General features: G+C 62.4%; 17 protein-coding genes. 9 read left to right on the top strand and 8 right to left on the bottom strand.

What is annotated here, in order from left to right; genetic code table 11:
- Positions 1-297 precede the first annotated feature (297 nt).
- The 3 genes from NA647_RS13550 (at position 298) to NA647_RS13560 (ending at position 3,413) form a co-directional block, all read left to right on the top strand.
- Entirely contained in the window at positions 298-2,133 is a 1,836-nt protein-coding gene (locus tag NA647_RS13550; RefSeq protein ID WP_256058145.1) for an ABC transporter ATP-binding protein, read from the top strand.
- A gap of 25 nt (positions 2,134-2,158) precedes the next feature.
- Entirely contained in the window at positions 2,159-2,683 is a 525-nt protein-coding gene (locus tag NA647_RS13555) for an AAA family ATPase (protein ID WP_256058146.1), read from the top strand.
- Between the two features lie 100 nt (positions 2,684-2,783).
- A complete protein-coding gene (locus tag NA647_RS13560) occupies positions 2,784-3,413 on the top strand; it encodes a Type 1 glutamine amidotransferase-like domain-containing protein (protein WP_256058148.1) in 630 nt (209 codons plus the stop codon).
- A 199-nt stretch (positions 3,414-3,612) separates the two neighbouring features.
- Here the strand turns inward: NA647_RS13560 and NA647_RS13565 are convergent, their stop codons facing one another.
- Positions 3,613-4,137 (bottom strand): REP-associated tyrosine transposase, encoded by a 525-nt coding sequence (locus tag NA647_RS13565; protein ID WP_256058149.1) that lies wholly within the window; start codon positions 4,135-4,137, stop codon positions 3,613-3,615.
- A 289-nt stretch (positions 4,138-4,426) separates the two neighbouring features.
- Here NA647_RS13565 and NA647_RS13570 point away from each other — a divergent pair, with 289 nt between their 5' ends.
- Together NA647_RS13570 and NA647_RS13575 are read left to right on the top strand one after the other, a co-directional pair.
- Positions 4,427-4,831: a hypothetical protein gene (locus tag NA647_RS13570; RefSeq protein ID WP_256058150.1), complete on the top strand. Its 405-nt coding sequence runs from the start codon at positions 4,427-4,429 to the stop codon at positions 4,829-4,831.
- 146 nt (positions 4,832-4,977) lie between these two features.
- Positions 4,978-6,450, top strand: a complete 1,473-nt coding sequence (locus NA647_RS13575; protein ID WP_256058151.1) for a YdgA family protein — start codon at positions 4,978-4,980, stop codon at positions 6,448-6,450.
- 105 nt (positions 6,451-6,555) lie between these two features.
- Here NA647_RS13575 and NA647_RS13580 read toward each other — a convergent pair whose 3' ends face one another.
- Positions 6,556-8,367 carry a bifunctional metallophosphatase/5'-nucleotidase gene (locus NA647_RS13580; protein WP_256058152.1) on the bottom strand — a complete coding sequence of 604 codons (1,812 nt, stop codon included), beginning with the start codon at positions 8,365-8,367 and terminating at the stop codon, positions 6,556-6,558.
- Positions 8,368-8,690: 323 nt separating this feature from the next.
- On the opposite strand from NA647_RS13580, the gene NA647_RS13585 reads away from it, so the two are divergent.
- The gene (locus NA647_RS13585) at positions 8,691-9,182 is read left to right on the top strand and encodes a DUF4126 family protein (protein ID WP_256058153.1); all 492 of its coding nucleotides are present in this window, start codon (positions 8,691-8,693) and stop codon (positions 9,180-9,182) included.
- A 281-nt stretch (positions 9,183-9,463) separates the two neighbouring features.
- Here the strand turns inward: NA647_RS13585 and NA647_RS13590 are convergent, their stop codons facing one another.
- From NA647_RS13590 to trpB, 5 genes are all read right to left on the bottom strand, one after another.
- On the bottom strand, positions 9,464-10,303 hold the full coding sequence (locus tag NA647_RS13590) for a hypothetical protein (protein WP_256058154.1): 840 nt from the start codon (positions 10,301-10,303) through the stop codon (positions 9,464-9,466).
- A 258-nt stretch (positions 10,304-10,561) separates the two neighbouring features.
- Entirely contained in the window at positions 10,562-11,404 is an 843-nt protein-coding gene (gene yghU, locus NA647_RS13595; protein WP_256058155.1) for a glutathione-dependent disulfide-bond oxidoreductase, read from the bottom strand.
- Positions 11,405-11,587: 183 nt separating this feature from the next.
- Positions 11,588-11,917: a DHCW motif cupin fold protein gene (locus NA647_RS13600; protein ID WP_256058156.1), complete on the bottom strand. Its 330-nt coding sequence runs from the start codon at positions 11,915-11,917 to the stop codon at positions 11,588-11,590.
- A 232-nt stretch (positions 11,918-12,149) separates the two neighbouring features.
- Complete coding sequence (trpA, locus tag NA647_RS13605; RefSeq protein WP_256058157.1) at positions 12,150-12,971, bottom strand: tryptophan synthase subunit alpha; 822 nt, start codon at positions 12,969-12,971, stop codon at positions 12,150-12,152.
- Positions 12,968-14,179, bottom strand: coding sequence for a tryptophan synthase subunit beta (trpB, locus tag NA647_RS13610; RefSeq protein WP_256058158.1), 1,212 nt, complete (start codon positions 14,177-14,179; stop codon positions 12,968-12,970). The genes trpA and trpB overlap by 4 nt, the downstream gene beginning before the upstream one ends.
- Before the next feature lie 127 nt (positions 14,180-14,306).
- On the opposite strand from trpB, the gene NA647_RS13615 reads away from it, so the two are divergent.
- The gene (locus NA647_RS13615; protein ID WP_256058159.1) at positions 14,307-15,230 is read left to right on the top strand and encodes a LysR family transcriptional regulator; all 924 of its coding nucleotides are present in this window, start codon (positions 14,307-14,309) and stop codon (positions 15,228-15,230) included.
- Between the two features lie 139 nt (positions 15,231-15,369).
- Here the strand turns inward: NA647_RS13615 and galE are convergent, their stop codons facing one another.
- A complete protein-coding gene (galE, locus tag NA647_RS13620) occupies positions 15,370-16,434 on the bottom strand; it encodes a UDP-glucose 4-epimerase GalE (protein WP_256058160.1) in 1,065 nt (354 codons plus the stop codon).
- Positions 16,435-17,021: 587 nt separating this feature from the next.
- On the opposite strand from galE, the gene NA647_RS13625 reads away from it, so the two are divergent.
- Positions 17,022-18,206 carry a glycosyltransferase family 1 protein gene (locus NA647_RS13625; protein WP_256058161.1) on the top strand — a complete coding sequence of 395 codons (1,185 nt, stop codon included), beginning with the start codon at positions 17,022-17,024 and terminating at the stop codon, positions 18,204-18,206.
- Complete coding sequence (gene glf, locus NA647_RS13630) at positions 18,194-19,435, top strand: UDP-galactopyranose mutase (protein WP_256058162.1); 1,242 nt, start codon at positions 18,194-18,196, stop codon at positions 19,433-19,435. The genes NA647_RS13625 and glf overlap by 13 nt, the downstream gene beginning before the upstream one ends.
- Positions 19,436-19,446: the final 11 nt, after the last annotated feature.

A 19,446-nucleotide genomic window follows, 5' to 3' on the forward strand; every position in this document is an offset into this window, starting at 1 on the left:
ACGCCTTCCCGACCTTCCCCCGATGATCAGTCGGGAACTATCACCCCAAATAGCGTGGTAGTCGAGATACAAGGGTGGGCTGAAGCCCACCCTACAGGCGCCACGGATGCGCTACAGCCCATCGGTCGAGGGACTACCAGGCTCCTGCATACTGCTAGGCTGCGACAGCAAACCCGCGGTTCAGAGCGCTTCGACCCTATTTCAGACTGACCCCGGACGCCGTTGTCAACGATCGGCACCTGCAGCCGACAACAACAAGCAAAACCGCCGCCCACCCGCCAGAGCAGACCGTTCCCCATGCTGTTCAGTCGTTTCGAAAATCTGATCGATGTCTTCAAACCCAGCCCCGACGTCGCGCCGCCGGCCGGCATGCTGCGCTTCTACGCCCATTACCTGAGGCAGGTCTGGCCGCTGATGCTCGCTGTGCTGGTGGTCGGCTTCTTCGCAGCATTGATCGAGGTGGCGCTGTTCAGCTTTCTGGGTCAGTTGATCGACATGGCCCAGACGACCGAAGACGCGCGGACGTTTTTCGCCGAGCACCGCAACGAATTGCTGTGGATGGCGGCGGTGGCGTTGATCATCCGGCCCCTGGTGTTCGGGCTGCACAACCTGCTGACCCATCAGGCGATCAATCCGGGGCTGACCAATCTGGTTCGCTGGCAGAACCACCGCTACGTCCTCAAGCAGAGCCTGAATTTCTTCCAGAACGATTTCGCCGGACGCATCGCCCAGCGTGTCATGCAGACCGGACCATCGCTGCGCGATTCGGCCATGCAGGTGATCGACGCGCTGTGGCATGTGGTGGTCTACGCCGGCAGCGCGCTGTATCTGTTCGCCGCCGCCGATCTGCGCCTGATCGTGCCTCTGGTGCTGTGGATTATCGGTTACAGCGCAGCGCTCTGGTATTTCGTCCCGCGCATACGCGCCCGCTCGGCGGCCGCTTCTGCTGCGCGTTCGAAGGTCATGGGCCGTGTGGTGGACGGCTACAGCAATGTCGCCACGCTCAAGCTGTTCGCGCATTCCAAGGAAGAGGAAAGCTACGCCCGCGAAGCCATGCAGGAGCTGCTCGGCAAGTTCCGCCTGCAGTCGCGCATCATCACCAGCCTGGACTCGCTGATCACCTGCATGAACGGCCTGCTCATCGTCGGCACCGGCGCCCTGGCGCTGTGGCTGTGGAGCGAGGCGCTGATCACCACCGGCGCTATCGCGCTGGCGTTGGGCCTGGTGATCCGCATCAACAACATGGCCGAGTGGATCATGTGGGTGGTCAACGGCATCTTCGAGAACGTCGGCACCGTACAGGACGGCATGCAGACCATCGTCCAGCCACGTCACGTCGTTGACCGCGAGGATGCCAAGCCGCTGGAGGTGGAGCAGGGCGGCGTGCGTTTCGAGGACGTGCATTTCCACTACGGCAAGACGGGCGGTGTGATCAGCGGGTTGAGCATCGATATCCGTCCCGGCGAGAAAATCGGCCTGGTGGGGCCGTCTGGCGCCGGCAAGTCCACATTGGTCAACTTGCTGCTGCGCCTCTATGACCTGGAAAGCGGGCGCATCCTGATCGACGAGCAGGACATCGCTGAGGTCAACCAGGAAAGCCTGCGCGCCAACATCGGCATGGTCACGCAGGACACATCGCTGTTGCACCGGTCGATCCGCGACAACCTGCGCTACGGCAGGCCTGATGCCAGCGATGAGCAGCTCTGGGCGGCGGCTCGCAAGGCTCGCGCGGATGCCTTTATCGCCACGCTGGACGACAGCCAGGGCGGCCTAGGCTTCGAGGCCAAGGTGGGCGAGCGGGGCGTCAAGCTCTCCGGAGGCCAGCGCCAGCGCATCGCCATCGCCCGCGTGTTGCTCAAGGACGCGCCCATTCTGGTGCTCGACGAAGCCACTTCGGCCCTGGATTCAGAGGTCGAGTCGGCCATACAGGAAAGCCTCGATACCCTGATGGAAGGCAAAACGGTCATCGCCATCGCCCACCGGCTCTCGACCATCGCGCGCATGGATCGGCTGGTGGTGATCGATGAGGGCCGGGTGATCGAGACCGGTACCCACGCCGAGCTGGTCGAGCGCGGCGGCCTCTATGCCCGCCTGTGGCAGCATCAGACGGGTGGCTTCGTGGGTGTTGATTGAAGATGAGCACAAGGATGAATCTGCAATGAAAGTCGTGGTGCTCACGGGAGCCGAATCCACCGGCAAAAGCTGGCTCGCGGCGCGGTTGCAGCAGCGCTTGGGGGGTGTGGTGGTGGGTGAATACGTCCGCCACTTCATCGAGCGTGAACAGCGCGACACCTGCCTGAACGACATCCCCGCTATTGCTCGCGGCCAACTGGGCTGGGAAGACGCTGCGCGGGGCAGGGCGCCTGAACTGCTGATGCTCGATACACACCTGCTGAGCAACATGATCTGGAGCCAGACACTGTTCGGCAGCTGCCCGGCGTGGCTGGAAGATGAGCTGCTCGCCCGCCATTACGACCTGCACTTGCTGCTGTCGCCCGATGGCGCCGAGTGGCATGCCGACGGCCAGCGCTGCCAACCGGAGGCCGCCGAGCGTTGGCGCTTTCATGAGGCCTGTCGCGGCTGGCTCCAGCGGCACCAGCAGCCATTCGTGGAGATCGTCGGTGACTGGCCCAGCCGCGAGGCGAAGGCTATCTCTCAGGTGCAGGCGCTGCTGGGTCGTTGATTCGCTGGGTGGCACTCACAGGGTAGGCGGCTGTCCTCTGTCGACTGTCTGCGCGGACGTTCAGCTCGGCCCGCTTGAAGCCCGATAACAGAGATCTGACATGAACATCTTTCTGACTTCTTCATTCGCCGACGTCGCGGACCTGTTCGTCACCTTCACCCAAGGCCAGTGTCGGGGCAAGACGGTCACGTTGATTCCCACGGCAAGCCTTGCTGAAGAGGTGAATGCGTACCTAATCGCCGCTAAGGATGCGCTCGTTGAAGCGGGCCTTGCGATTGATGAGCTCGAAGTGTCGACGGCCAGCCAGCAAGACATTGCCGACAAGCTCGAACGCAATGACTACATCTATGTGGCCGGCGGCAACACCTTCTTTCTGCTGCAAGAATTGAAGCGCACCGGTGCCGACAAACTGATCGCCGAGCAGGTTAGGGCAGGTAAGTGCTACATCGGCGAGTCCGCCGGCTCCGCTGTGCTCGCGCCCAGCATCGACTACCTGCAGAGGCTGGATGACCCCAGCGCGGCGCCTGATCTCGACTCGTTTGCGTCGCTCGCACTGGTGGATTTCTACCCGCTGCCTCATTACGGAAACGCGCCATTCAAAGAGGCGGTTGAGCAGGTCTTGGTCGAGTACAACGATACGCTGGACCTTCGCCCGTTCAGCAATGACCAGGCGATCGTCATACTGGGCAATAACGTCGATATCCAGACTCGCGCAGATCCCGCTGAGTAAAGGCCAGGGCGACGAACCTTTGTGTCCGGGTTCGTATCCCCGGTTCAATCGGGCGCGCCAGCGGGGCGATTTCTTTGTCGTGCCGGGCTTGGTTTGCTGGCTAGTCGACGCTGCAGCCGTGATGTGTTCAGGGCAATCCTGATCGAGGTTCAGCTGCTGTAGGGGTGGTGTTCCAAGGATGCAAAGGGTTGGCTGATACCTACTCACCGAACGAGCCGCTGAGCTCGGCGTTACCCGCCCAGTTCTGTGTTAACAGGCCTTTCTCCACGTACCGGTTGAAGCTCGAATAGGGCCAGTCCGCGACCTTTTCTACCAGCCCATGCTTGACCGGGTTGTAGTGGATGTAATCAACATGCCGCTGTAAATCCGTTTCGTCCCGAATCTGATGCTCCCAATAGCGCCGCTGCCAGATGCCTTTCTCTCGCTTGCGGATCTGGCTCGCGTTGCGAGGCATTGCTGGACGTTGTCGAGAGAATGCGCTCTTGAGCAGGCTCCAGCGGCCGGCGAAGTCGGCGTTGTCCTTGGGGAGTGTCCAGATAGCGTGCAGATGATGGGGGAGGATGCAGATTGCGAGGGTTTGGAAAGGACGGGCGTAGTGGGTCAGACCATAGGCATCTCTGAGCAGTGCGACCTGCTCAACCAGCAAGCGAGATTCGCGGTCAGCCAGGGTCACGGTGAAAAACCACGTGCCGCCAGGCACCAGACTGCGGCGGTAGTTGGACATGGAGGCCTCCTTGCCTTCACGAGATGTATGTCGATGCCGTTGCGCTTCTGTCGATTGATTGGAGATGCTTGCCGGGCAACGGTGGGCTGAAGCCCACCCTACGGCCGGTTTACGGCAACAGCTTTACGTAACGGAGCGGATCAGCTTGTAGGGTGGGCTTTAGCCCACCGGTTGGTAGCTGAGCCGGGATTTATCGCGGTCGCCAACGCTCTCATATGAGTAGCCAGCGAAACACCTGAAATCGAACTGTTTGATGCGGGTGGGATGGCGTTTCGATAAAGGTGAGCGCGTGGACAGTCGAGAGTTCGTGTGGGCCCACTTCAAGCTCAATGCCGAGCAACGCCTGCGGGGGTTCAACTTCTTCGTGGTGCTGGCAATTTTTGCCGATGGTGGGGTGCTGGCAGCGCTGGAGCGGGGCTTCTCGCCGGGCCTGCTGGTGCTGCTGGGCGCCTTCACCGTCTTGCTGGCTCTGGTGTTCTGGCTGGTCGATGCCCGCAGTCGTCAGCTTTTGCAGCTGACCATTACGGCGCTCAAAGAGATGGAGACCGAGTTTCCGGCCAGCCACCGGTTGTTTGCTCACGATGCGCTGGGGCAAAGCTGGATCATCAGTTATACCTTCGCCATTCGGGCGCTGCTCCTGGCGCAGATGGGGTTTGGTCTGGGGGTGGTGGCCTACGGGCTGTACCAATGGTGACGGCCGTGATTTGTTGCGACGTTCTCACGCTGCCCATCCTGTTGCATGGCGCGCTGGAGCCCGTGCGGGCACGCTGTTAGAGTGCCGCCGCTTGCCAATCACCGGCTGACGGGACGTCTGCCCAGCCGCCGCACAGGATGCTTTCCATGAAAAAGCTCGTACTCGCCGTTGCCGTACCCCTGGCCCTCATCGGTGCCGCCACTGTTTACACCAGCACCCAGGTCGAATCGACCGCGCGCAATGCCGTCGACCAGGCCAATATCAAGCTGCGCGAGATGAGCATCGGCGGGGGTGCCGGCGCCAACCTGAAGCTGCTCAGCTTCGAACGCGGGCTGCTGTCCAGTGACGCCCGCTACCAGATCGACATCGAGGTGCCCGATGACGAGGGCAACACGCAGCAGTATTCGCTGCTGTTACAGGATCACCTCGAGCATGGCCCGTTTCCGGTCTCGCGTCTGGCGCGAGGCCGCTTGATGCCCGTCGCCGCCCAGAGCCACGTCAAGCTCGAGCGGACGCCGCTGACCGAAAAGCTGTTCGAAGCTGCCTCGGGTGAAATGCCGCTAGTAGGCGATGTGACCATTGGCTACGACGGCCGCCAGCACGGCGAGCTGCGCTCGGCTGCCTTCAACGTCGCGGACGAAGAGGGCACGCTTCGTGTCTCGCCCGGCACCGTCACCTTCGAAGCGGCAAAGGACGCCACCGCGTTTCGTATGGACGGCGAACTGAAGGACGTCGATCTCAACCTGACCGGCACTGCCAGCAAGCCGGTACGGATGAGCATTCGTGGCATCAGCATGTCCGCCGACAAACAGGAGGATGCCAACGGCTTCGCCCTTGGCCCATCAGCCGTTACCGTCGAGCGCATGGACATTCAGGTCGGTGAGGCCCCCGCCGTGGTGATCCAGAAAGCCTCCATCGATGAAATGCTGGGCCGCGGCACCCGTGGCCTCGACCAGACCGTTGCCTACCGCATCGGTCAGGTGGAAGCCAGAGATCAAACCTTCAGCAACGTCGCCCTGGCGTTCAGCCTGCGCCACCTCGAAGACGCAAGCCTCAAGGCCCTGGTCGAGAGCTACAAGGCTATTCTCGAAAGCGGCCCCAGCCAGGAGGACGCCCTTGCCAACATGAGCGACGCCCAGCAGAGCGAACTGCAAGCTCAGGCGATGCAGCTGCTCAAGCACAAGCCCACCCTGGCGCTCGACGAGTTCGGTTTCGAGACCGCTAACGGTGTCGCCCGTCTGTCCGTCGTGCTCGATCTGCAAGGGCCGGGCGAAGGCGCCGTTGATCCCTTCGCGATGATCACCAGCGCGCTCGCTTCGCTCAAGGCCGACGCCGGTATCGACAAAGGCCTGGTGCGGGACGTTGCCGGTCTGATCGTGCGACATCAGGGCGATGAGACGGATCCGGTTGCGCTGCAGCAGGAAACCGATGCCGCCACCGATCTGTTCAGCGGCATTGCACTCAACGCAGGATGGTTCCAGTTACAAGGCGATCGCCTGGCCAGCTCCCTGCACTACACCAATGACAAGGTCACGTTGAACGGCCGCGAGATGAGCGTGCAGGAATTCATCGGCTTTGCGTTTGGCTCGGCACAGGGCGCGGGCCTTCTCGGGCAGTAAGTACCGGGCCAGCACGTAAAAAATGCGACCTTCGGGTCGCCTTTTTCATTCAGCTGCCGGGCGCAAGGACGTGAATCCGCTGCTGCCCGGTCCGCCTGAAGCTGCTCAATCAACCCGCATGATGCGCCCTTCCACGTTGCCGCTGAAAGGTTGCGGCAGCGTCTCGATGTAATCCACCAGCGCATCCAGATCCACCGGTCCAACGACGCGGTTGGTGCCTTCGGTGAGCACGGCGAAGTTGTCGCCGCCGCCGGCTAGGAAGGAGTTGACCGTGACGCGGTAAGTTGCCGCTGGGTTGATCAGCACACCGGTCGCATCACGCATCTCGATCACACGGTTGCCTACGGGGCGGCTGGCCGACCAACTGTACTGAATGCCGGAAGGCTTGAGCAGACGAGGGTAGCTCTGGCCGATCCACTGCTGTTCGAGCATGGTCTTGAGCTGTATACCGGTCAGGTCCATGGAGACGAGATCGTTGGCGAACGGCTGGATGGCAAACAGCGCGCCCCAGCTGACTTCCCCACTGGCCAGGTCCGCTCGAATACCGCCCGGGTTCATGAAGCTTATCTGCGCTTCGGTGGCCACGCGCTGGGCGTCGGCAATCAGATTGCCCAGGGCGGATTCGCCGGCCGGCGTCTCGGTGCGGGTGATGTCGCCCTGAGCCAGGCCTACCACGCGCTCGACCAGCGGTTTGACGCGTGCATCGGCCTGCGCCACCAGCGCCGCGACTTCCGGGTCTGGTGATAACCCGGTGCCTTGGTCGGCCCAGGTAGTGCGCACGACGGCTGACTTCTCGACGATGTCCCGGCTGCGGCGGCTGACCACCAGCTCGATATCGGCATAGGCGGTGCCGGCCGAAAACGCCTGGGTCACGAGAATCGGCTTGCCGTTGGCGTTGGGTACCAGGGCGTTGGTAAACCCGTGAGCGTGGCCGGAGAGAACCACGTCCACCTCGTCGTCCAGGCGTTTGATGATGTCGACTACCGGGCCGGTTACCGTGTCGGCTTCAGGGTTGGTCGGGCCGTCATAGCTGGTCTGCTGGCCGCCCTGGTGCAAGGCGACGACGATGGCGCGCACGCCGTGGCGACGCAGTTCGGCCACGGACTGGTTGATGGCATCCGCTTCGTCGATGAAGCGCAGGCCGGCAACGCCGCTAGGCGAGACGATGGATGGCGTTTCCTTCAGCACTGCGCCGATGATGCCGATCCTCACGCCGTCGCGGTAATAGATGGAATAGGGCGGCAACAGGGACTCGCCGGTGGATTGGTCGATCACGTTGCTCGAAACCATGGGAAAGCGTGCGCCTTGCCATGATTCTTCGAGGAATGGGCCGTTGCGATGAGTGCCGCCCGTGTGCAGGCGCAGCAGTTCGGCGCGGCCATCGTCGAACTCATGGTTACCGAGAGTGCCGATCAGATTGCAGCGCTGTTGAGCGAAAGGCTGCACGCTGCGAGGCATCTGCATTTGCCGGCTGAAGGGCCGGCAATGCGGGTTGGCCAGCAGGTTGAAGAAGCTGATGGAGGGTTCGTCTTCCAGCAAGGCCGAATTCGGCGGCGAGGCGCCCACCTGATCGCCGTCGTGAACGATGAGCGTGTTGTCGTTGCTCGCCGCCTTCAGGTACGCCGCCAGCACGGCTGCGCCACCTGCCGGTCGACCGGCGACCGTTCGCGGGGAGAGCTGGCCGTGAAAGTCGTTGATGCTGAGCAGGTTGAGCGACACCACCGGCTCGGGGCGCCAGGCCGGATCTCGCCAGCTGCGGCGCTCGGCAGCCTGCTGGCGAGCCTTCAGGCCCTCCAGCTGCTCGTCACGATAATCCTGCTCGATGGAGCCGTGCTCGATTTGTACTTGTGCGATCGCCGGGGCAGCGATGCCGGCCAGGGTAGCGGCTAACAACCAATCCAGTATGCGCGTACGCATTTGCGAATCCTCGGGGCGGGGGGTTCGACCGAAATTAGGAAGCGCAGGTGGCAGGTTGATGACCGCTTGTTGGCGTTTTGGCGCGAGGCGACGTACGGACGACTTCAGCTGAAGTTTTGGGTTTCAGGGCGTGGTTATGGTTGATGTGGAACACCGTCCAGCCACCCCTTGCCGCTGCGATGGGCGCTGGCGCGCAGATCTTGGTCGCAGCGAAGAACTGATCTAGACAGGCGCGTCTTGATGTCATCCGTCGCGGGTCGCGCCTGGCACCGAACGCTCACAGCGGGCGCCCGGTCGGTATTACTAACCACCGGGAGATAACGATGACGATATCCAGCGATCTGTTTTGGGGCGCCCTGGCGCTCGGCGCGGTGACCGGCATGCGCAGCATGTTGGCACCCGCGATGGTCAGCCGTGCGCTTGCCGCGCGTGACGACGTGGATGAAGCGGACGAGCCGGCGCGGACATTGGCCTCGCACCGGGCCCAGCAGTTTCTGATGCCAATGGCTGCTGCCGAATTATTGGGCGACAAGATGCCTTTTGCGCCGGACCGGACCATTGTCCCTTCGATGATGTTTCGTGCGGTATCGGGTGGCGTGACTGCGGCGGCGTTAGCCAGCGCAAGGCGTGAGCCGGTTTGGCTGCCAGCGCTCATCGGCGCGACGGCGGCACTGATCGCATCCGAAATTGGGCTGAAGTTACGCAAGCCCTACCAGAGCAACGCGCTGGACAATGCCGCGCTGGGGCTGACCGAAGATGCCGTGGCATTCGCGATGGGGAGCGCTGGAATAAAGCGAGCGTTAGGCGAACGGTGAAGGCGAAAGGCTGAGATTACGGACGGCTGCGGTGAATAGAGCGACGCCGTCTCCAGCTTATGGAATAGGCCGGCTGCGATGATCAAAGCAGGGTGCACAGTGGCAAGTTCGCCCGCACGATTGTTCAGGGTGTTCGCTTGCAGATATCACTGGGCGAAGCGATACCAGCCGGATGCCGGGCCCTTGAGTTTCACGTTCTGTTTTTAAGGCGTGATCGGCAGTTTACTCAGCCGGTTTGCTCACGGGCCGCTTTGTGCGGCCCGTGTGCTGCCGCTGGTTGATCAGCTTGGTCGGCGAATCACACAAACGCGGTCACTGCAGGTCCCCGCCTGGCTGGAGGCCGTGTCCTGCATCGCATCGTGGGTGGCGACGGTTTCACCAGCCAGGCCGCCACCAGTCGGCGATGCGGTGGCGGTGGTTTCCGGATAGTCAGTCCCGGCACGTTTAGCAGCACTGCCGAAATCATACTGGCTGGTATCGGCAATGCTGCTGTCGGCATGGTCGGTCGCTGCGGTATGGGTGGTGTGGCTGGTACCTACGGCGCCGCCCATCGGAGTCCCGGTATCGAGATGACCACTGCCGGCATGCCGCGCATCAGCGGAGGTCGTGGTCGAGGTCGCAGTGGTTCGTGTCCCCGCGAAGTGCTTGTCCAGATGGCTGTCGCCGCCGGTCGCACCGGCGTAGGGGCTGGTAGGCCCAGCGTAGCCCGTCGTGGCGCTCGTACCGCTGGCACCGGCTCCGTCCCCGTCGATGCTGATGGCACCGTTGTATTCCAGTGCATCGCGCGCTTTGATCAATTGATCCTCGTCGTACACGTCGACTGCGATCACCAACGAGCCTCGGCGCACCGCTTCCGGGTAGGCCGTGGCGTGGCGGCGGTGATCGTCGTGCGGCTCATGGCCGAATAGCGACTTGAAGAAATGGGCGACCTTCGACTCGTGATGCTCACGGTCAACGGTGCTATCGGTGGTGGAGTAAGGCTCATCGTAGGCATGGATCTGCGCCGTTTCGGCGCCCACGGAATGGATCTGCTCTTGGGCAATGCCCCGAGACATCAGGTCACCCTGGGTCCGGGTGGCGTCGGTCAGCGTTGCGAACGCTGCTACCAATGTGTGTTTCATGAATCACCTCGCGTTGTGTTGAACAACTGGGTATGCCGAGCGTTGCGCTTATCAAGCGCCCTACGGCACGCCTGGGTGCGAGCACCCATGACAACGGCTGAGTCATCGGTTGCAACGCTCATGAATATTGGGTCTAGCCGTACGGCTATAGTTCAGCACGGAGGGATCAGCGGTCAGGGCGCGACGGCATTGGCAGCGGGAGAGAAGGGCGCATGGGCGGGCTGGGCTGAGGTGGCGACCCCTCAGCCCATGCCTGGGTCAGTCGAGGTCGGACGCGTCGTGACGTTCCGGAGCCTGCTCGGACTCGTCACCCCAGGTGCGATTGACCTTGCGTCCACGGATCACGGCGGGGCGTTGCGCGACTTCCGCGGCCCAGCGTTGCACGTGCTTGTATTCCTGCACAGAGAGAAACTCGCCCGCCTCGTACAGCTCACCCTGAACCAAAACGCCGTACCACGGCCAGATCGCCATGTCGGCAATGCCGTACTCATCACCGGCGACGAAGCGGTTCTCGGCCAGCTGGCGGTCCAGCACGTCGAGCTGGCGCTTGACCTCCATGGCGTAGCGGTTGATCGGGTATTCGTATTTCTCCGGCGCATAGGCATAGAAATGCCCGAAGCCGCCGCCAAGGAAGGGCGCCGAACCCATCTGCCAGAACAGCCAGTTCAGGGTTTCGGTACGTGCGCGGGTCTCTGTGGGCAGGAAAGCGGCGAATTTTTCAGCCAGGTAGACCAGGATCGATCCGGACTCAAACACGCGCAGCGGTTCACCCTCGACGCTGTGGTCGGCCAATGCAGGGATCTTGGAGTTTGGGTTGATCCCGACGAAGCCGCTGCCGAACTGGTCGCCGTCACCGATCTTGATCAGCCAGGCGTCGTACTCGGCACCGCTGTGGCCGAGGGCGAGCAGCTCTTCAAGCATGATGCTGACCTTCACGCCGTTGGGCGTTGCCAGCGAGTAAAGCTGCAGGGGATGCTTGCCGACCGGCAAAGGCTTCTCTTCCCGCGCGCCAGCGGTAGGGGCGTTGATACTGGCGAACTTGCCGCCCGACGGCGCGTCGTGCGTCCAGACCTTGGGCGGTACGTAAGGGGTATCAGGCATGGGATGTCCTCGAGTGGCTACTGGATGTGCAGGTCATGCTAAGCGCACGCACGGCGCTGCCGAAATTAAGCTGATCGATATTGGTCATCGACAGTCGATGATCTGTTCAGGGTCAGGCGGCTACTCTACGGAGCGGACTATCCGCCTAGTAAGAAAGAGGCGGGGGGGCAGACCGGTCGGTCGTCAATCCACCACAAACAACCGAGCGCCCACTTCGGTAAACGACCGATGCGGCTCCGCGTCATCCGCAACTTGGTAGCTCATGCCCGGTGTCAGGGTGAAACGGCGGCCGTCGGGGAGTTCGGTGTGCAGTTCGCCTTCCAGGCACAGCAGGATGTGGCCTTTGTGGCACCAATGATCCGCGAGATAGCCGGGTGTGTATTCGACCATACGAACACGAATCGGGCCGAATTGGCGGGTGCTCCAGTAGGCGCTGCCGGTTTCGCCGGCATGCTCGGTGGGTTCGAGCGTGGCCCAGTCGGTAATGCCGAAGGGGATGTCCTTGATGTCCATGGCGGTCCTTGATGGCAAGGGCAGTGGGTTCGGGGTTACCGCTTTGGAATGAGGTTTGGCGCATAGCCGTGCGCAGCCCCGTCCCCTCACCCTAGCCCTCTCCCCAGCGGGGAGAGGGGACTGTTCGAGCGGCAGTAATGTTTGGATTTGGCTACGCACCTGAGGTGCCTCGGAACGAAAGAAGCCGCGGCTGGGTTACCGTGGCAGCGGCCCTTTTCGGTCCGGTGGCCGGTCAGGCGCGGGCGCTGCGAACGCCCTCGCTCAGTTCACGGCACAAACCCAGTACACCTTCGACCGCCTTCTGGCCGCTTTCGGCTTTGGCGATTTTGTCGATCAGTGCGGAGCCGACGACCACGCCATCGGCCAGACGCGCAATGGCGGCGGCCTGCTCTGGCGTGCGGATGCCGAAGCCGATGCACAGGGGCAAGTCGGTGTGGCGCTTGAGGCGGGTGACGGCTTCTTCGACGTGTTCCAGGGTCGCTGAACCGGCACCAGTCACGCCCGCCACCGAGACGTAATAGACGAAGCCCGAGCTGCCGTTGAGTACGGTGGGCAAGCGCTTGTCGTCGGTGGTCGGGGTAGTCAGGCGAATGAAATCGATGCCCGCGGCCTGGGCTGGGTCGCAGAGGTCTTCGTTATGTTCCGGCGGCAGGTCGACGACGATCAGACCATCCACACCGGCCTCCACCGCTTCGGCCAGGAAGCGCTCAACGCCCATCTTGTGGATCGGGTTGAAGTAGCCCATCAACACCAGCGGCGTGTCTTGATTGCCCTGACGGAACTCGCGGACCATTTGCAGGGTTTTCGCCAGGTCCTGCTTGGCAGCCAGCGCGCGGATGTTGGCCAGCTGGATCGCAGGGCCGTCGGCCATCGGGTCGGTGAAAGGCATGCCCAGCTCGATCACGTCGGCGCCGGCGGCGGGCAGGCCTTTGAGGATTTCCAGCGAGGTGGCGTAGTCCGGGTCGCCGGCAGTCACGAAGGTCACCAGCGCGGCGCGGTTTTCCTGTTTCAGCTGGGCGAAGCGCGTCTGCAGGCGGGAGTTCACCGAGCTCATATATGTTCTTCCTGTTCGTCGTAGTGATGCATAACGGTTTGCATGTCCTTGTCACCGCGGCCAGATAGGTTGACCACCATCAGGTGATCCTTCGGCAGCGTAGGTGCGCGTTTGAAGACTTCGGCCAGCGCGTGGGCGCTCTCCAGTGCCGGAATGATGCCTTCCAGGCGGCAGCATCTGTGGAAGGCGTCGAGTGCTTCCTTGTCGGTGATCGAGGTGTACTCGACACGGCCGATGTCGTGCAGCCATGCATGCTCAGGGCCAATGCCGGGATAGTCGAGGCCGGCTGAGATGGAGTGGGCATCGATAATCTGGCCATCTTCGTTCTGCAGCAGGAAGGTGCGGTTGCCGTGCAGGACGCCGGGAACGCCGCCGTTGAGGCTCGCCGCGTGCTGGCCGGTCTCGATACCGTGGCCGGCCGCTTCGACGCCGATAATCGCCACGCTCTGGTCATCGAGGAAGGGGTGAAACAAGCCCATGGCGTTGGAGCCGCCACCGATGCAGGCGACCAGCGAATCGGGCAGCCGGCCTTCCTGGGCTTGCAGCTGATCGCGGGTCTCCTTTCCGATCACGGCCTGGAAGTCGCGGACCATGGCCGGGTAGGGGTGCGGGCCGGCGACGGTGCCGATCAGGTAGAAGGTGGTGTCAACGTTGGTCACCCAATCGCGCAGGGCTTCGTTCATGGCGTCTTTCAAGGTGCCAGTGCCGGCGGTGACCGGGATCACTTCGGCACCGAGCAGCTTCATGCGGAAGACGTTGGCCTGCTGACGGTCGATGTCGGTGGTGCCCATGTAGATCACGCACTGCATGCCGAAGCGTGCGGCCACGGTGGCAGTGGCCACACCGTGCATGCCGGCGCCGGTCTCGGCGATGATCCGCTGCTTGCCCATGCGCTTGGCCAGCAGGATCTGGCCGATGCAGTTGTTAATCTTGTGCGCGCCGGTGTGATTGAGCTCCTCGCGTTTGAGGTAAATTTTCGCACCGCCGCAATGCTCGGTCAGGCGCTCAGCGAAGTAGAGCGGGGAGGGGCGCCCGACGTAGTCGCGCTGGAAGTAGGCCAGCTCTTTGGCGAACTCCGGATCTTGCTTGGCTCTTTCATATTCGGCAGCCAGCTCATGAATGAGCGGCATCAAGGTTTCGGCGACGTACTGACCGCCGAAGTGGCCGAACAGGCCCTTGGCGTCAGGGCCGCTGCGCAATGAGGTCATGGTCATCTCCTAAAGGGAACGGCGGCATCCACCGGCGAAGCAGGGATGCGCGATGGGGAGAAATTAACCGAGTTGGTCATCGATAAAAAGCGATAAGATCGCCTCAATCTGTCAGGAAATCTCACCGATGAGTCAAGGCCTTCCTCCCCTTAACGCGCTGCGTGCGTTCGAAGCGGCAGCGCGCCTGCAGAGCGTAAGCCAGGCAGCAGTTGAGCTCAGCGTGACCCACGGTGCGGTCAGCCGGCAAATTCGGTTGCTTGAAGACGACCTTGGCCTGGCCCTGTTCAGCAAAGAAGGGCGCGGCGTAAAACTCACCGATGCAGGCATTCGCTTGCGGGATGTGGCGGGGGAGGCCTTTGAGCGGCTGCGCGGTACCTGCCAGGAGCTTCGCCAACAAACCGTAGACGCGCCTTTCGTGCTTGGCTGTCCGGGGAGCCTGCTGGCGCGCTGGTTCATTCCCCGACTCGATCGGCTTAACCGTGAGCTGCCGGATCTGCATTTGCAGTTATCCGCCAGCGAAGGTGAGCTGGACCCGCGCAAGCCTGGTCTGGATGCCACCCTGTGGTATGCCGAGCCGCCGTGGCCGGCGGACATGCAGGTGTTCGAGCTGGCTGCCGAATGCATCGGCCCCGTGCTCAGTCCGCATCATCCGAATTGCGCCAAGCTGCGCCAGGCGCCGGTCTCGGTGCTACTCGACGAAGCGTTGCTATACCCCACCTCCAGGCCGCAGGCGTGGCCGGCTTGGGCGCAGGGCAACGGTATCGACCCGGCCCGTCTGAAGATGGGGCAGGGCTTCGAACACCTATACTTTCTATTGGAAGCGGCGCTGGCTGGGCTGGGTGTGGCTATCGCTCCGCAACAGCTGGTCATTGACGATGTGCGCAAAGGGCGCTTGCTGGCGCCCTGGGGTTTCGTAGAGACCCGCGCCAAGCTGGCGCTATGGGTGCCGGCGCGGCGATTGAATCGGCGGGCTGAGCGGTTGGCCGAATGGCTGCGCAACGAGCAGGCCGGAATTGAATCGGTGCAAAGTAACCCTGGCATGACTCGGTAGGCAGGCTTCAGCTCACCGAAATTTGGTCGACGAACCCGACGGCCGAGATAGAAGGTAGGGTGGGCTTTAGCCCACCGTTGTAAGGTCGTCGTGTGTTGGTGGGCTAAAGCGGAGCGCCGCTCGGCCCACCCTACAAGGTCTAACTCGCCAATGCGGTTTCGGTGGTCGCTGCGACCTTCTCGGCTGGGACTTCCGTCGCGTAGCCCTGCGGATTACGGCTCTGCCAGCGCCAGGCATCGGTGAGCATCGTCAGCAGATCCTTTTCCGCCTGCCAGCCCAGCTCTTCCCTCGCCTTGGTCGGGTCCGACCAGCATTGCGCGATGTCGCCAGGGCGGCGTGCCTTGAATACGTGCGGCAATGGACGGCCGATGACTTCCTCGAATGCGGTGACCATCTGGCGCACCGAGTAGCCACGGCCGGTACCGAGATTCCAGACCGATACGCCGCGAACCAGATCCAGCCGCTCCAGTGCCTTGAGATGCCCCTTGGCCAGGTCGACGACGTGGATGTAGTCGCGCACGCCGGTGCCGTCCGGGGTCGGGTAGTCGGCACCATAGATGCTGAGCTGCTTGCGCCGACCGACCGCCACCTGAAGCATGTAAGGCAACAGATTGTTGGGAATGCCGTTGGGGTCTTCGCCGATCAGGCCGGACTCGTGCGCGCCGATGGGGTTGAAGTAGCGCAAAAGGGCGATCGACCAGCGTGGGTCGGACTCGGCCAGCCCCTTGAGCACGTTCTCGGCCATCAACTTGGACTGGCCGTAAGGATTGGTCGGAACGCCGGTCGGGCAATTCTCGGTGATCGGCATCCGCGGCGAGTCGCCGTAGACGGTTGCCGAAGAGCTGAACACCAGCCTGAAAATGCCGGCTTCGGCCATCGCCTGGCACAGCGCGATGCTGCCGCTGACGTTGGTCTCGTAATAGCGCAGGGGTTCGCGCACGCTTTCACCCACCGCCTTGAGACCGGCGAAATGCAGCACGGCGGTCACCGGATAGGAGGCGAACAACGCGTTGAGCAGCGACCGGTTGCGTACGTCGCCTTTAACGAACTGCACCTTGCGACCGGACAACGCCTCGACTCGGTCCAGCGCTACCTTGGAGCTGTTGCATAAATTGTCCAGCACCAGCACCTCATGGCCCGCCAGGAGCAGCTCCAGCACTGCATGGGACCCGATGTAACCAGCTCCTCCCGTTACCAGAATCATGTTTCCACCTCGCGTGAGAATTCTTTCGACGCGCACGGAGACTGCGGCTGGCCGTATGAGCGCGGTCGCTGCATGGATCTCCAGGGTTGGGTTCGGCGAACCGGGCGGTGCTACTGCGAGAGCACGCTGCGCCGGTGCCGGGGTAAATCATGCGTCCTGAGATAGGGACGGGAGAGTTGCGGCCAAGTTCCAACGAGACGACCGCCAGCCGATGACCGACCGCTTTGCTGTGGTAGCACGTGATTGAAAAGAGTTTGGTTAAGGCGCAGCGATCCTCAGGGCTGTAGTCACAGGTGAGCCGATGCGCGAGCGCCGTAAGTGAATGCTCGAAAGGCGCGGACCAGAGGCAGCGGACGGGCGTTCAGCAGCCGCCTTCGACACGGCATTACTGAGCGCTCTCCTGTACAGCAACCCGGCGAAGGGAACCTTGGCTCGTCCGGCGTCGTCCATAGCCCGCGGGCTGCGCTTGGTACGCCATGAGCGTCATAGGCAGCGAGTCCCGACTTTTTCAGTGTTTGCGCAGGCAGCGCGGGCCAATGCGATGCAGCAGAACGGACTCTGAAGATTTCGCGATCCGAGAGGTGTTCATGAGCTGGGCCGGCCCTTATCAATACGAGATTGGAAAATCCCCCGAGAAGCAGGAGACGCCGCCCGAAGTCGTTTTCGATGAGCAGGTGCCGACGCTGCTGTGTCTCTCGCATCTTCGCTGGAGCTTCGTCTATCAGCGTCCGCAGCACTTGATGTCGCGATTCGCGCGGGACTTCAACGTGCTTTTTTTCGAAGAGCCCATTCCGACCGAGGATGCCCAGCCCTGGCTGGAGGTCCGCCCGGAAGAGAACGGCGTGCAGGTGCTGATTCCACGCCTTCCTCAGGGCTGCGGCGGCGAGACGGCTTTGCGCGTCCAGCGCGACCTGCTCGATGGTTACCTGGACAAGCTCGGCGTCAACGATCTGATGCTCTGGTACTACACGCCGATGGCGCTCGGGTACGCTGGCCATCTGAAGCCCAAGCTCACCGTCTATGACTGCATGGACGAACTCTCCGCCTTTCGCGGCGCGCCGCCCGAGCTGGTGGAGCGCGAGCGTGAGCTGCTTCAGCGTGCCGACGTGGTATTCACTGGCGGCTACAGCATTTGGGAAGCCAAGCGCGAGCTGCACGACAATGCCCACGCCTTTCCCAGCAGTGTCGACGTTGCGCATTTCGCCGAGGCCCGCCGGACCCAGGCCGATCCCGACGATCAGGCGGAAATCCCGCACCCGCGGCTGGGCTTCTATGGGGTGATCGACGAACGCTTCGATATCCAACTGGTGGGCGAAGTCGCCGAGAAGCGCCCTGACTGGCAGTTCGTGCTTATCGGGCCGGTGGTCAAAATCGACCCGGCGGAGCTGCCACAGCGCGAAAACATTCACTACCTCGGCGGCAAGACCTATGACGAGTTGCCCCGGTATCTGTCCGGCTGGGACGTGGCGATCATGCCCTTCGCGATGAATGAATCGACACGCTTCATCAGCCCGACCAAAACCCCCGAATACCTGGCCGGCGGTTGCCCGGTGGTGTCCACGCCGATCAGGGACGTGGTGCGCACCTACGGTGACACCGAGATTGTCCATATCGCCGACAGCCCCGACGCCTTCATCGCCGCGGTGGAGAGAGCGCTCGTCGATAGCCAGGACCGTGACCGCCTGTTGAGAACCGCCGACGAGATCCTCGGTGACATGTCCTGGGATCACACCTCGGCCCTGATGAAGGAGAAGATGCAATGCGCGATCTAAGCCTGCGAGACAGCAATCCCGAACACGCAGGCGGTGGCGCCAGCGATCATTCTTCCAGCCGTCGGCGCGGCTTCGACTACCTCATCGTCGGGGCCGGCTTTGCTGGCAGCGTGCTGGCCGAGCGGCTGGCCGCCGGGCTGAACAAGCGCGTGCTAGTGGTCGACCGCCGTCCGCACATCGGTGGGAATGCCTATGATCATTACGACGAAGCCGGCGTTCTGATTCACCGCTACGGCCCACATATCTTCCACACCAACGCCCAGCGCATTGTCGATTACCTCTCGCAGTTCACCGAGTGGCGTCCCTATGAGCACCGCGTGCTGGCGCAGGTGGACGGGCAGGAAGTGCCGATCCCGATCAACATGACCACGCTGAACAAGCTCTACGGCCTGAACATGACCACTGAGCAGGAGGCGGCGGATTTTCTCGCCAGCCGCGCCGAGCCGGTCGAAGACATTCAAACCAGTGAAGATGTGGTCATCAACGGCATCGGCAGCGAGCTGTATCAGAAGTTCTTCCGCGGCTATACCCGCAAGCAGTGGGGCCTGGACCCGTCGCAGCTGGATAAATCGGTAACCTCGCGCATTCCTACGCGCACTAATACCGACGACCGCTATTTCACCGATACCTTCCAGCAGATGCCCAAGTACGGCTACACCAAGATGTTCGAAAAGATGCTCGCGCATCCAAATATCAAGGTGATGATCAACACCGGCTACCGCGAGATTCGCGATGAGGTACAGCACGACCACCTGATCTTCTGCGGCCCCATCGATGAATACTTCGACTACCGCTTCGGCAAATTGCCGTACCGCTCGCTGAAGTTCGAGCACAAGCAGCTGGATCAGGAGCAATTCCAGGCGGTCGGCACGGTCAACTATCCGAATGAGGACGTGCCCTATACGCGCATCAGCGAGTACAAGCACCTCACCGGTCAGGTTCATCCGAAAACCAGCATCACCTACGAATACCCATCGGCCGAAGGCGATCCCTACTACCCGATCCCACGGCCGGAAAATGCCGAGCTGTACAAGCGCTACCAGAAGCTCGCCGACGAAACCCCTGGCGTCACCTTCGTCGGCCGCCTTGGCACCTACAAGTACTACAACATGGATCAGGTCGTGGGCCAGGCGCTGGCGCTGTACAAGCGCATCGAGGAGGCCGAGCGCGGACCGGAGGCCGGCGAGAGCGTGGAACACAGCCAGTCGTTGGCCGAACAAGCACCCTGAGACGAGGCGCA

Origin of the sequence: Stutzerimonas stutzeri (assembly GCF_024448985.1) — a bacterium.
Classification (GTDB): Bacteria; Pseudomonadota; Gammaproteobacteria; order Pseudomonadales; family Pseudomonadaceae; genus Stutzerimonas; species Stutzerimonas stutzeri_AP.

Coding starts and splice junctions, on each gene's coding strand:
- NA647_RS13550 (WP_256058145.1), top strand. CDS start 298: ATGCTGTTCAGTCGTTTCGAAAATCTGATCGATGTCTTCAAACCCAGC.
- NA647_RS13555 (WP_256058146.1), top strand. CDS start 2,159: ATGAAAGTCGTGGTGCTCACGGGAGCCGAATCCACCGGCAAAAGCTGG.
- NA647_RS13560 (WP_256058148.1), top strand. CDS start 2,784: ATGAACATCTTTCTGACTTCTTCATTCGCCGACGTCGCGGACCTGTTC.
- NA647_RS13565 (WP_256058149.1), bottom strand. CDS start 4,137: ATGTCCAACTACCGCCGCAGTCTGGTGCCTGGCGGCACGTGGTTTTTC.
- NA647_RS13575 (WP_256058151.1), top strand. CDS start 4,978: ATGAAAAAGCTCGTACTCGCCGTTGCCGTACCCCTGGCCCTCATCGGT.
- NA647_RS13580 (WP_256058152.1), bottom strand. CDS start 8,367: ATGCGTACGCGCATACTGGATTGGTTGTTAGCCGCTACCCTGGCCGGC.
- NA647_RS13585 (WP_256058153.1), top strand. CDS start 8,691: ATGACGATATCCAGCGATCTGTTTTGGGGCGCCCTGGCGCTCGGCGCG.
- NA647_RS13590 (WP_256058154.1), bottom strand. CDS start 10,303: ATGAAACACACATTGGTAGCAGCGTTCGCAACGCTGACCGACGCCACC.
- yghU (WP_256058155.1), bottom strand. CDS start 11,404: ATGCCTGATACCCCTTACGTACCGCCCAAGGTCTGGACGCACGACGCG.
- NA647_RS13600 (WP_256058156.1), bottom strand. CDS start 11,917: ATGGACATCAAGGACATCCCCTTCGGCATTACCGACTGGGCCACGCTC.
- trpA (WP_256058157.1), bottom strand. CDS start 12,971: ATGAGCTCGGTGAACTCCCGCCTGCAGACGCGCTTCGCCCAGCTGAAA.
- trpB (WP_256058158.1), bottom strand. CDS start 14,179: ATGACCTCATTGCGCAGCGGCCCTGACGCCAAGGGCCTGTTCGGCCAC.
- NA647_RS13615 (WP_256058159.1), top strand. CDS start 14,307: ATGAGTCAAGGCCTTCCTCCCCTTAACGCGCTGCGTGCGTTCGAAGCG.
- galE (WP_256058160.1), bottom strand. CDS start 16,434: ATGATTCTGGTAACGGGAGGAGCTGGTTACATCGGGTCCCATGCAGTG.
- NA647_RS13625 (WP_256058161.1), top strand. CDS start 17,022: ATGAGCTGGGCCGGCCCTTATCAATACGAGATTGGAAAATCCCCCGAG.
- glf (WP_256058162.1), top strand. CDS start 18,194: ATGCGCGATCTAAGCCTGCGAGACAGCAATCCCGAACACGCAGGCGGT.